Genomic DNA, 12,044 nt, shown 5'->3' with positions numbered 1-12,044 from the left:
GGACGGCATACCGGCTTGGACAATCGACTCTCGTGGCACATCTCGAGGTCAACCAGGTCGGGTTCACGCTCCCCGACGGACGCCCCCTGCTCGACGGGGTGCAGTTCCGCGTCGGCGACGGGCAGCGGGTCGCGCTCATCGGACCGAACGGCACCGGAAAGACGACGCTGACCCGGATCATCTCCGGCGACCTCACGGCTCACGAGGGTGCGATCACTCTCAGCGGCACGCTCGCCGTCATGAACCAGTTCATCGGCAAGGTCCGCGACGACTCCACGGTGCGCGACCTGCTCATCTCCGTTGCGCCAGAACGCATTCGGAAGGCCGCGACCGCTGTCGACAAGGCTGAGCTGAGGATCATGGAGGTCGACGACGAGCCGTCCCAGATGGCGTACGCGCAGGCGCTCGCGGACTGGGGCGACGCGGGTGGCTACGAGTTCGAGACGACCGTGTGGGACACGGTCACGACACAGGCCTTGGGTATGCCGTTCGAGCGGGCTCAGTGGAGAGCCGTCACCTCCCTGTCGGGAGGCGAACAGAAGCGGGTGGTGCTCGAGGCGTTGCTCAGCGGGCCCGCGGACCTGCTGCTGCTCGACGAGCCGGACAACTACCTCGACGTGCCGGCGAAGCGGTGGCTCGAGGACCGGCTCATCGCGTCGGACAAGACCGTGCTCTTCATCAGCCACGACCGTGAGCTGCTGTCACGCGTGGCAACGGCTGTCGTGACTCTCGAGCCGGGTGCGCTGGGCGCGACGGCGTGGACCCACCCCGGCTCGTTCGCGACCTGGCACCAGGCACGCGTCGACCGCAACGACCGGCTCGAGGAGATGCGCCGCCGCTGGGACGAGGAGCACGCCAAGCTCAAGGCGCTCGTCGTCATGTATCGGCAGAAGGCGGCCTACAACTCCGACATGGCCTCACGCCTCCAGGCCGCGGTCAACCGGCTCGATCGCTTCGAGAAGGCCGGCCCGCCCGAAAAGGTCGCCATCCCACAGAACGTCCGGATGCGCCTCGCCGGTGGCCGGACGGCCAAACGCGCTGTCGTGTGCACGGGGCTGGAGCTGCTGGCGCCGGGTATCCAGGAGACAGGGTCGCGGGACGTTGATCCTTTGATGCAGCCGTTCGACCTCGAGGTGTGGTTCGGCGAGCGCGTGGCCGTGCTCGGGTCCAACGGGTCGGGCAAGTCGCACTTCCTGCGCCTGCTTGCCGCCGGCGGATCGGACCCCGACATCGAGCATCGTCCCGTGGGTGACATCGCGCCAGAACCGGTGCGGCACAGCGGTTCTGCGCGGTTGGGATCACGGGTGCGACCGGGCTGGTTCGCCCAGACGCACGACTCCCCTGCGCTGCGCGGTCGGACCTTGCTCGAGATCCTGCACCGCGGGGACGAGCACCGGGCCGGACGGGGGCGCGAGGAGGCATCGCGGGTGCTCGACCGCTACGAGCTGGCGCGCCAGGGCGAGCAGACCTTCGACTCGCTGTCGGGTGGGCAGCAGGCGCGGTTCCAGATCCTCTTGCTCGAACTCTCGGGTGCAACGCTGCTGCTCCTCGACGAGCCGACCGACAACCTCGACCTGCACTCGGCCGAGGCGCTGGAGATCGCGCTCGGTGCGTTCGAGGGGACGGTGCTCGCTGTGACGCACGACCGCTGGTTCGCGCGCGGCTTCGACCGGTTCCTCGTGTTCGGGTCCGACGGTCGGGTCGTCGAAACTCCCGAGGCCGTCTGGGACGAGAAGCGCGTGGCCCGCGCTCGGTGAGTCCTGCCGCGCCGCCGGCGTCTGACTTCGCTTCGCTGGCTCTCACTTCGCTTGGTCGCGGCGATCAAGCGAGGTGAGAGGAACCCACTTCGGGCGGGAAAGTTGAGGTCATGAGGGAGAACTCCTCGCCGTCGGGGCCGAGCACGGTGAGGATCTCGCCCTGCTCGGCCTCCCACGGCTCGTCGGGTGCCTCCCCACCCTCGTCGAGAACCCGCTGCCGTGCCGTCTCGAGGTCGTCGACCTGGAAGGCGACGCACCAGCGCGGACCCAACGCGTCTCCGGGCACCTGCGCGCCCATCCCGCCGACGGCCCACTCCACGCCCGGTGGTGTGAAGGTGAGATAGGTGGCCTCGTCCACGCTCATGTCCTCATAGGTCAACCCGAACACCGAGCCGTAGAAGTCTCGGGACACCTCGAGCTCCGGCGTCGCCAGGTCGACCCAGCCGACCGTACCGTGTTCGCCGTGCGCGACATATCCCGTGTGCTTGCGCGCCTCCCACGCCCCGAACGCCGCGCCCACCGGGTCGATCCACAACGCGGCCCGGGCGAGCCAGCCGATCTCGAGCGGGTCCATGAGGACCTGCGCTCCCCCAGCCACCGCCGCGGCCGCCGTGGCGTCGACGTTGTCGCTCGCGAGATACGTCGTCCACACCGACGGCCACTCGTCGTCACCCGGGATCGGCGGGGAGATGCCCGCGACCCGCCGCCCTCCGAGGTGGGCATTCGTGTAGTGCCCGAACTCCTCGCCCAGGTCCTCGAACTCCCACCCGAGCACGGCGGAGTAGAACCGCTGGGTCCACTCGAGATCGCCCGCCATGATCTCGATCCAGCAGGGCGAACCCGGGGGCCACTTCGTCGGGTGCGTCGCCATGAACCCAGACCGTATGCCGTCCGCCCGCGACCGCGCCAGACGCACGTATGCCGTGTGGTCCCGAATTGGGGACCACACGGCATACCCGCGTTTTGGAAGCTTCAGCCGGAAGGTGAGACGTCAGTCCGACGTGACCATCGGGCTGCGCCTCAGGCCAGCGCGTCGCTCCGGCGCAGCAGCACCCCAGCGAACCCGACGGCGATGAGGACCGACGCCAGCGGTGGCCCGACCACGCTGAGACCGGTCAGCAGGCCGATCACACGGACGGGCTCTGACACGATCATGGCCCAACCCGCCCACGCAGGCACGGCGTCGCGCTGTCGTAGCATCGCGATGCCCAGGATCAAACCGCCACCGAGTGCCCCGAGCCCGAAGACGAAATAGACAGCGAACATCACCGGGGAGGTGTGCTCGTCAATAGCGGTGGCAAACGAGACCGGATCGCCTCCCTGCGCGACCGCCAGATTGATCAGGGACTCGATCCCGAGGACGCAGAACATGATGTATCCGGTGGCCATCATCCAACCGCCAACGGAGGCCAGCCACGGCGTCCGAGGCCGCAATGTCGTGGCGACGGTCCAGATACCGGGGACGAGGAGGGCCGCGGCCACGAAACCGATCGCGCTCGATACCTGGAACATCGTCGGGTTCTCGCCTGCCACGCGAATGATGTCGACCGTCTCCTCGACATCGCTCTGGCCCGGGGTGAGACCCACTGCCAGGTTGCAGACAGCAAGGACGAGTGGGCCGACAATCGCAGCGAGGACACCGCCGGGGATACCAGTGGGCTCGCGTCGGCCTGCAATCGCCGTTGATGGTGATGCGGTGGATGTTGACATGGCCTGCCTTCCTGCTTCGGGGTGAGTCTCGAACGTGAGTGCCTCGAGTGAGTGCCTCGAAAGTAGGAGTCGCGAGACCCCCGAAACATCGGCGATTTCGCCTATTCCCCCGGTGATCGATTGGACCGACCATGGGTTCATGCACACGGCAACCGAGCGAGTCCGGCCGCGCCCCGCGTGGGCGCTCGCCTCGATGTTGGGCACAGCGGCATACGTGGCCGTCGCCGCTGCCGGGATCCCGCGCACCGAGGACTCCCTCCCACAGGGGGTCGAGGTCCTCGTGGTCGGGTCGGGCCTGGCGCTGCTACTGCTCGCGGCGAGGACGCCGAAGGGCGTGGACGGCGCCGTCACTACGGCGACCGGCATCCTCGGCGCCGCCGTGATCGCCTACCCGACCCTGTTCGCCATCGCCGTCGCCGAGGTCGCTGGCCCCTTCGTCACCACCATGGGCATGGCATGGCACACCTTGCCACTGACCCTGGTCCAGGTGATTCCCGTCATGGCCAGCGCGCGAGCGACCGGCCGGAGCAAGCGCCCGTGGCTGATCGCGATCTGGGGCGTCGCGGTGGCGGGCTTCGCCCTCGCCGGCCTCAGTGTCGCGGGGGTGCCGGGCACCCTGCTGCCCGGCACCGTCCTCTTCCTTGCCTCGTTCGTCCTGGCCCCCGTGGCCACATGGATCGGCGTCCGCGGCACCGTCGGTGAAACACGACGACGAGCCATCGTGGCGGCCCTGGCGGCGATGTTCCCCGTCATCCTGATCGTCTGGTGCCAGACACTGGGGTATGCGGCCGTGGTCCCGGGTGGGGAGGACAGCGTCACGGTCGCGGCGCTGTTCACCGGCTTCGCACTGGGAACCCTCCTCTGCGGATGGCACGGACTGGGCGCCGTCGGCGCCGCGGACTCTCTGCTGCTGCGCAGCCGCACGGTCGCCCTGACCCTCACGGTGTTGTTGGCAGGCGTCACCGCAGTGCTGGGCTCCTTGGCTGCGTTGGTGGCCACGCATCTGGACCTCTCCGTGGGTGTGGCCCTGCTCATCGGTGGGGGGCTGGCCGCCGGACTGGGGCTTCCCTGGTTGCGGTTCCGTGCGTCCATCCTGCGGTTGGTCGACCCCGCCGCGGAGCTGAGGCACGAGCTCCAGCGCGACGGAGCAGCGGCCGACGGCAGCCATCGCGACGCCGCCCAGCGAGTGCTGCGGAAGGTGCTCGACGACCCCGGGCTCGAACTCCGCTTCCCTGTCGACACCGATCGCGCCATCGACACGGCCCGAGCCATCGAGGTGTGGGATGCGACCGCGTCGCAGGACGAGTCCGGCGGGTCGGGCTCGGCAGTCACCGTGGCCCGTCGGGACGACGGGGCTGCCTCGGTGGTCGCCCTCGCGTCGCACCCGGACGCGGCCAGGCGCCTCGCCTTGCTGGGGCCCTGTGAGGGTGTGTTCGAGAGAGCGGTGTGGGAGGCACGCGCTGCGTACGCCGCGCTGCGCACCGAGGCCGCGGCGGAGGACGAACGCCGCCGGGTCAGTCAGGACCTCCACGACGGCCTCCAGGGCAAGCTCGTGGGGCTGGCCCTGCAGTTGCGGCTTTCGGCGCCGACTGTTGACGACCCCGCGGTGCGGCTGCTCCTCGACGAGACGGTGAACGGTATCCGGGACGCTGTGGACGAGGTCCGAGCGCTCGCCGGTGGACAGTTGCCGCACCTGCTCGTCGAGCAGGGTCTTGCCGGGTCCCTGCCCGCCCTGTTCAGGCCCGTGGGGCGCGTCGTCGACCTCGATCTGCCGGCCGAGCGACTGCCGGCGCTCATCGAGGCCACTGCGTACTTCGTCATCAGCGAGGCCGTCGCGAACGCGCTCAAACATGCCTCGGCGGAGACGATCTCGGTCCGCGTCGCCCAGGGCGGCGAACAGGTCGTGGTCACCGTCTCGGACAACGGTCGCGGCGGCGCCGACCCGCGAGCCGGCTCGGGTCTGCGTGGGCTGTCCGAACGCGTGGGCGCCGCCGGCGGAGTTCTGGTCGTCCGAGACGCCGAACCGGCGGGCACAGTGGTCGAGGCGGTGCTGCCGTGCGCGTCGTGATTGCGGAGGACCAGGTCCTGCTCCGCGACGGCGTCACTCGACTTCTGACGGACAACGGGCACGACGTGGTCGCCCAGGTGGGCGACGCCAACGTCCTCGTGGACGAGGTGAACCGCCACCGCCCCGATCTGCTGATCGCCGACATCCGGATGCCACCGACCTTCACCGACGACGGTGCGAGGGCGGTGCTCTTCCTGCGCCGGAGGTTCCCGCGCCTCGCCGTGGTGATGCTCACCGAACGCGTGGATCCGGGACTGGCCGCCCAGTTGACCGACGGTCGCGTCGCGTCGTTCGGCTACCTGCTCAAGGACCGCGTCCTCGACACCAACGACTTCCTCGCGAGCCTCGACGCGGTGGCGGGAGGCGCGACGATCATCGATCCCATCGTCGTCTCCGGCTACGTCCGCCGCGAGGGTGGTCGGCTCGCCACGCTGACCTCCCGCGAGGTGGAGGTGTTGTGCCTGGTTGCGTCGGGTCGAAGCAACCAGGGCATCGCCGCAGATCTCATCGTGTCGTCCCGCACCGTCGACGCACACATGCGGTCGATCTTCACCAAGCTCGGCATCGGCGGGGATCCCGAGGGCAACCAGCGCGTCCTTGCCGTCCTGGACTGGCTCGCCGAACTTCCCGGGCAACCGCCGATGGTTCACAGTCGAGCGTGATGCGCGGCCACGCGGATCAGCGGCAACTCGCGGCGGGCAGGTTCGTGCCGGGCTCGCGGAGTCAGCGCGCCAGAGCCCGAATGACGGCCATCGCCTGCGCGGCGTAGCCGCCACCGAAGAGTCCTTGTCGTCAACGATGTCAGGCGCACACTGTCTGGCATGGGAATGCCCAACGACGTGACGATCCGCGAAGCGACGGCCGACGATGGCCCGGCCTGCGCCGCGATCTACGCGCACTACATCGAGCACACCACCGCGACGTTCGAGGAGGTCGCTCCGGGAGCCGACGAGATGGCGACACGCATCGCCAACGCGCGCGTCCGGCATACGTGGCTCGTCGTGGAACGCGATGGTGAGGTGGTCGGGTACGCGTACGGCGGACCGTTCAAAACCCGTGCGGCGTACCGCTATTCGTGCGAAGTGAGCGTGTACCTCGACGTCGCCGCCCGCGGTGGTGGGCTCGGGCGGAGCCTGTATGCCGCGTTGCTCGCCAGGCTCGAAGCGCTCGGCTTCCGCATGGCGTGCGGAGGGGTCACGCTGCCCAACGACGCGAGCGTCGCGCTGCACCGGGCGATGGGGTTCGAGCCGGTCGGGACGTATCGGCGCATCGGGTGGAAGCACGGTGAGTGGCGCGACGTCGCATGGTTCCAGAAGGCGCTCGGCGGCGCCGGCCCGCCCCGCGACTGATCGCGCGCGGGGGCTCAGTGAGCGAGGAGGTCCTGGTAGTCCTCGTGCTTGGCGATCCAGCCCTTGATGAACGGGCACAGCGGCAGCACCGTCAGGCCGCCGTTCGCGCGCACGTCGTCGAGGGCTCCGCGGGCGAGTGACGAACCGATGCCCTTGCCCTCGAACGCCGGGTCGACCTCGGTGTGGGTGAAGACGATGCGGTCGCCGTCGAGACGGTAGGCAGCGAAGCCGGCGAGGTCACCGCCGAGGTGGGCCTCGTAGCGCAGCAGCTCCGGGTTGTTCGTCACGATGACGTTCTCAGCGTTGTCGGCCATGCTGTTCATCATGACCCAGGTTCAGGTTTTGGGCCCGCGTGAGGTGCCGCTCGGCGGGCCGCGGTCCATGACGGTGCGCCGCACATTGCCCCACCGTGACCGTTCGTTCGTCGGGGCGTGGTGCTTCGTCGACCACTACGGTCCGGATGATGTCGATGCGACCGGGGGCATGGATGTGCCCCCGCACCCACACACCGGACTGCAGACGGTGAGCTGGCTCTTCGAGGGCGAGGTCGAGCACCGCGACAGCGGCGGCGTGCACGCGATGGTCCGACCGGGCGAGGTCAACCTCATGACGAGCGGCCACGGCATCGCCCACTCCGAGGTGTCGACGCCCGCGACGACCACCCTCCACGGCGTCCAGCTCTGGGTTGTCCTGCCCGAGGCCGATCGCGACCTTGAGCGCGAATTCCAGCACCACGCAGCGCCGCTCGTGTCGCTGGCCGACGGTGTCGACGGTCGCGTGTTCATCGGTTCGCTCGCCGGGCAGACCTCGCCGATCGCCACTCGCACAGAGTTGATCGGGGTGGAGGTGACCATCGCGGAAGGTGCGACGTGGACGTTCGCGAGCAACCCGGCATACGAGCATGGGTTGTTGGTCGACACCGGGAAGGTGACGTTCGAGGGGACGCCGCTCGACCGCGGCGACCTCGGGATCGTCGACGCAGGGCCGGCCGAACTCACCGTCGTGGCCGAATCTCCCACTCGCGCAGTGCTGCTCGGTGGAACGCCCTACGACGAGTCGATCGTCATGTGGTGGAACTTCATCGGTCGCGACCACGACGAGATCGTCGCCTTCCGTGAGGAGTGGCAGTCGCGCGCGGAGCGCTTCGGTGAGGTCGACGGGTATGCCGGCCGGCTGACCTGGCTGTCCGCGCCCGAGCTGCCGGGTGGTCGCCTTCGCCCGCGGGATCGCTCCGGCCGCCACTGAGACGGCCAGCCGGGGTTGCGTCAGATACCTTGGGGGGGTATCGTATCTGGCATGAGCGAGCACGACGGCCACCAGCACTCCTACATCGCGAGCGGCCACAAGGACGACTACCTCAAGCGGCTGCGTCGCATCGAGGGTCAGGCACGCGGCATCCAGAAGATGGTCGATGAGGAGAAGTACTGCATCGACATCCTCACGCAGATCTCCGCGATGACGAAGGCCCTCCAGTCCGTCGCCCTCGGCCTGCTCGACGAGCACATGAACCACTGCGTCGCCGACGCCGCCCGCAAGGGTGGCCCCGAAGCCGACGCCAAGCTCAAGGAAGCCAGCGAGGCCATCGCCCGCCTCGTGAAGTCCTGACCCCTGACCCACCCCCTGCCTTGTGTGTATGAGCCCACGCCAGAGCGTGGCGTGAGGCACACAAGGCGAGTCGACAGAGGAGCAACACCATGAGCACGACCCAGAACTTCACCGTCACCGGCATGACCTGCGGCCACTGCGTCGCCTCCGTCACCGAGGAGGTCAGCGAGATCGCCGGCGTCGAGACCGTCGAGGTCGACCTCGCGACCGGGAACGTCGCCGTCACGAGCAGCCAGGCCCTTGAGGACGACGCCGTGCGCGCCGCCGTCGAGGAAGCCGGCTACGCCCTGGCGTGAACCCCATGGCTGACCTGTCCAACGTCAGCACACCGGTCCGGGTGGCCGGTTTCGTCGCCGCCCTGGTGGCTGTCTTCGGCCTCACTCTTCTCGCGGGTCGGGCTTTCGGGCCGGTCGGCGAGGAGGTCGCGGGTTCTGAGCAGTCCGACGGTCACGGCCACGGTGCCACCACCCCGGCACCGACGGGCACCACCGGCTCCGCGGGCTCAACGGGCTCCAGTGCTCCGAGCGAGCATGCGGCCCACCTTCCCGGCGGGTTGCAGGTGTCGCAGGACGGCTACTCCCTCCAGCTCCTGCAGACCGAATACTCCGCCGCGGGCAACTCGCACATCGTGTTCGTCATCCAGGGGCCGGACGGTGCACCGGTGACGGAGTACGTCCCGCAGCACGAGAAGGAACTCCACCTCATCGCCGTGCGCCGCGACTTCTCCGGCTTCCAGCACGTGCACCCCGAAATGTCGATCGACGGCACGTGGTCGACGTCGCTGGCGCTGACGCCGGGTTCGTGGCGGCTCTTCGCCGACACCGCACCCAAGGGTGCCGAGCCGCTCACCCTCGGTGCGGACGTCTCGGTGGCGGGGACCTTTGCGCCGGCCGCGGCGCCCGTCGCGGACCTGCGCACCGCCGAGGTCGACGGCTACACGGTCAACCTCCAGGGCGACCTCACCCCCGGCAAGGACTCGGCGCTCACCCTGTCGGTGAGCCGCGGCGGCCAGCCGGTGACCAACCTCGATCCCTATCTCGGGGCCTACGGGCACCTCGTGGCGCTGCGTGAGGGCGACCTCGCCTATCTGCACGTCCACCCCGAGGGTCATCCCGGCGACGGGACGACGAAGCCCGGTCCGGGGATCACTTTCGGGACGACCGTGCCGAGCCCCGGCACCTACCACTTCTACCTCGACTTCCAGCACAAGGGCGTCGTCCGCACGGCGGCGTTCACCGTGACGGCGGAGGGTCCCACTGCTGGCGCGGAAGGAGGTCACGATGACCACGCCCACTGACACGAACGCTGTCGAACTCGCCATCACCGGGATGACGTGCGCCTCGTGCGCCAACCGCATCGAGCGCAAACTCAACAAGCTCGACGGCGTCACGGCCACGGTCAACTACTCGACCGAGAAGGCGAAGGTCACCTTCCCGGAGACCGTCTCACCCGAGCAACTGCTCGAGACCGTTGCGAGCGCAGGGTATGCCGCGAGCCTGCCTCCCGCTCCCGACGCACCTTCCGCGTCGGGCGGGTCCGCCGACAGTGGTGAGGTCGACCCGACCCGTCCACTGCGGGACCGGCTGCTCATCTCTCTCGTGCTGACGATCCCCGTCGTCGCGATGGCGATGGTCCCGGCGTGGCAGTTCACCTATTGGCAGTGGGCCTCGTTGGCCCTCGCGGCGCCAGTAGTCGTGTGGGGTGCCTGGCCGTTCCACAAGGCGGCCTGGACGAACCTCCGTCACGGCGCGACGACGATGGACACGCTCGTGTCGGTCGGCGTGCTCGCGGCCTTCGGCTGGTCGCTGTGGGCACTGTTCCGTGGCACGGCGGGGACGCCGGGCATGGTCCACCCGTTTGAGTTCACCGTCGAACGCTCCGACGGCCTGGGCAACATCTATCTCGAGGCCGCGGCCGGCGTGACCACGTTCCTCCTCGCCGGGCGCTACGCCGAGGCCAGGGCCAAGAGGCAGTCCGGCGCTGCCCTCCGGGCCCTGCTCGAGATGGGTGCCAAGGATGTCGCCGTCGTGCGCGACGGCGTCGAGACCCGGATCCCGGTCGAACAGCTCGCGGTGGACGACGAGTTCGTCGTGCGTCCCGGCGAGAAGGTCGCCGCGGACGGTGTCGTCGTCGAGGGCTCCTCGGCGGTCGACGCCTCGATGCTCACGGGCGAGTCCGTGCCGGTCGAGGTCGGCCCCGGCGACGCGGTCGTCGGCGCCACGGTCAACTCCGGCGGGCGCCTCCTCGTGCGGGCCACGCGGGTCGGCAGCGACACGCAGCTCGCGCAGATGGCCCGGCTCGTCGAGGACGCCCAGAACGGCAAGGCCGAGGTCCAGCGACTCGCCGACCGCATCTCAGGGATCTTCGTCCCGATCGTCATCGCCCTGTCCGTCGGGACGCTCGGTTTTTGGCTGGGCACCGGTGGCGGCTGGAGCGCGGCCCTGACCGCAGCGATCGCGGTGCTCATCATCGCCTGCCCCTGCGCCCTCGGACTCGCGACTCCGACCGCCCTCATGGTCGGCACGGGTCGCGGCGCCCAGCTCGGCATCCTCATCAAGGGCCCGGAAGTCCTCGAGTCCACCCGCCAGGTCGACGCCGTCGTCCTCGACAAGACGGGCACGGTCACGACCGGACAGATGACTCTGGCCGACGTCGTGCCCGCGCCCGGTGAGGACCGGGACGAGGTGCTGCGGGTTGCCGCCGCCCTCGAGCACGGCTCCGAACACCCCATCGCCCGGGCCATCGTCACCGGCGCGGAGGAGTCGGGCCTCGAGCTCGCCGCCGTCGAGGGCTTCACCAACGTCGAGGGCCTCGGCGTCCAGGGCGTCGTCACGACGTCGGACGGCGAGTCCCACGCTGTCGTCGTCGGTCGACCCCAGCTCCTCGCCGACTGGGCCCTGCCCCTCGGGCCGGAGTTGGAGGCCACCCTCGTGCAGGCCCGTGGAACCGGCGCGACACCCGTCGCCGTCGGTTGGGACGGCAAGGCGCGCGGCGTCCTCGTCGTCTCCGACTCGGTGAAGCCGTCGTCCGCGCAGGCGATCCAGCGGCTGCGGGATCTCGGGCTCACGCCCTACCTCCTCACCGGCGACAACGCCGAGGCCGCCCGCACCGTCGCGGACCAGGTCGGGATCGACCCGGCCAACGTCATCGCCGACGTCCTGCCCGCCGACAAGGTCAACGTCGTTGCCCGGCTCCAGGCCGAGGGCAAGGTCGTCGCGATGGTCGGTGACGGGGTCAACGACGCCGCTGCTCTTGCCACCGCCGACCTCGGCATGGCGATGGGTACGGGCACCGACGTCGCCATCGAGGCGAGCGACCTCACCCTCGTCCGAGGTGACCTGCGGGTCGCGCCGGATGCGATCCGGCTCGCCCGGCGCACCCTGTCGACGATCAAGGGCAACCTGTTCTGGGCGTTCGGCTACAACGTCGCGGCCATCCCGCTCGCGGCGGCGGGACTCCTCAACCCGATGATCGCCGGGGCGGCGATGGCCCTCTCGTCGGTCTTCGTCGTGACCAACAGCTTGCGGCTCAGGGGCTTTCGCGCCGAAGGTTGAC

General features: G+C 69.6%; 12 protein-coding genes. 9 read left to right on the top strand and 3 right to left on the bottom strand.

Features of this window, described 5'->3' with window-relative positions; all coding sequences use genetic code 11:
- Positions 1–32 precede the first annotated feature (32 nt).
- Complete coding sequence (locus tag N803_RS11065; protein ID WP_035905271.1) at positions 33–1,757, top strand: ABC-F family ATP-binding cassette domain-containing protein; 1,725 nt, start codon at positions 33–35, stop codon at positions 1,755–1,757.
- Positions 1,758–1,821: 64 nt separating this feature from the next.
- Here the strand turns inward: N803_RS11065 and N803_RS11060 are convergent, their stop codons facing one another.
- Together N803_RS11060 and N803_RS11055 are read right to left on the bottom strand one after the other, a co-directional pair.
- Positions 1,822–2,628: a VOC family protein gene (locus tag N803_RS11060; RefSeq protein WP_245617205.1), complete on the bottom strand. Its 807-nt coding sequence runs from the start codon at positions 2,626–2,628 to the stop codon at positions 1,822–1,824.
- Between the two features lie 149 nt (positions 2,629–2,777).
- Positions 2,778–3,467, bottom strand: coding sequence for a hypothetical protein (locus N803_RS11055; protein ID WP_156969753.1), 690 nt, complete (start codon positions 3,465–3,467; stop codon positions 2,778–2,780).
- 139 nt (positions 3,468–3,606) lie between these two features.
- Between N803_RS11055 and N803_RS17565 the strand changes: the two genes are divergently transcribed.
- The 3 genes from N803_RS17565 (at position 3,607) to N803_RS11040 (ending at position 6,884) form a co-directional block, all read left to right on the top strand.
- Positions 3,607–5,535: a sensor histidine kinase gene (locus N803_RS17565; RefSeq protein WP_156969752.1), complete on the top strand. Its 1,929-nt coding sequence runs from the start codon at positions 3,607–3,609 to the stop codon at positions 5,533–5,535.
- On the top strand, positions 5,523–6,197 hold the full coding sequence (locus N803_RS11045) for a LuxR C-terminal-related transcriptional regulator (RefSeq protein WP_035905265.1): 675 nt from the start codon (positions 5,523–5,525) through the stop codon (positions 6,195–6,197). The genes N803_RS17565 and N803_RS11045 overlap by 13 nt, the downstream gene beginning before the upstream one ends.
- A gap of 159 nt (positions 6,198–6,356) precedes the next feature.
- Entirely contained in the window at positions 6,357–6,884 is a 528-nt protein-coding gene (locus tag N803_RS11040; RefSeq protein WP_035905264.1) for a GNAT family N-acetyltransferase, read from the top strand.
- Between the two features lie 14 nt (positions 6,885–6,898).
- Here the strand turns inward: N803_RS11040 and N803_RS11035 are convergent, their stop codons facing one another.
- A complete protein-coding gene (locus tag N803_RS11035; RefSeq protein ID WP_035905550.1) occupies positions 6,899–7,198 on the bottom strand; it encodes a GNAT family N-acetyltransferase in 300 nt (99 codons plus the stop codon).
- 10 nt (positions 7,199–7,208) lie between these two features.
- On the opposite strand from N803_RS11035, the gene N803_RS11030 reads away from it, so the two are divergent.
- The 5 genes from N803_RS11030 (at position 7,209) to N803_RS11010 (ending at position 12,043) form a co-directional block, all read left to right on the top strand.
- Entirely contained in the window at positions 7,209–8,129 is a 921-nt protein-coding gene (locus tag N803_RS11030; protein ID WP_245617203.1) for a pirin family protein, read from the top strand.
- Positions 8,130–8,180: 51 nt separating this feature from the next.
- Positions 8,181–8,489: a metal-sensitive transcriptional regulator gene (locus N803_RS11025; RefSeq protein WP_052112186.1), complete on the top strand. Its 309-nt coding sequence runs from the start codon at positions 8,181–8,183 to the stop codon at positions 8,487–8,489.
- An 89-nt stretch (positions 8,490–8,578) separates the two neighbouring features.
- Positions 8,579–8,785, top strand: a complete 207-nt coding sequence (locus N803_RS11020) for a heavy-metal-associated domain-containing protein (RefSeq protein ID WP_035905263.1) — start codon at positions 8,579–8,581, stop codon at positions 8,783–8,785.
- Between the two features lie 5 nt (positions 8,786–8,790).
- Positions 8,791–9,786 carry a hypothetical protein gene (locus N803_RS11015; protein WP_035905262.1) on the top strand — a complete coding sequence of 332 codons (996 nt, stop codon included), beginning with the start codon at positions 8,791–8,793 and terminating at the stop codon, positions 9,784–9,786.
- Positions 9,770–12,043, top strand: a complete 2,274-nt coding sequence (locus N803_RS11010) for a heavy metal translocating P-type ATPase (RefSeq protein WP_035905259.1) — start codon at positions 9,770–9,772, stop codon at positions 12,041–12,043. The genes N803_RS11015 and N803_RS11010 overlap by 17 nt, the downstream gene beginning before the upstream one ends.
- The last annotated feature ends 1 nt before the right edge of the window (position 12,044 follow it).

This window comes from Knoellia subterranea KCTC 19937 (assembly GCF_000768685.1).
Classification (GTDB): domain Bacteria; phylum Actinomycetota; class Actinomycetes; order Actinomycetales; family Dermatophilaceae; genus Knoellia; species Knoellia subterranea.
Note: the sequence above shows the minus strand (reverse complement) of the source record. Positions and strands in the feature narration are given on the sequence as shown.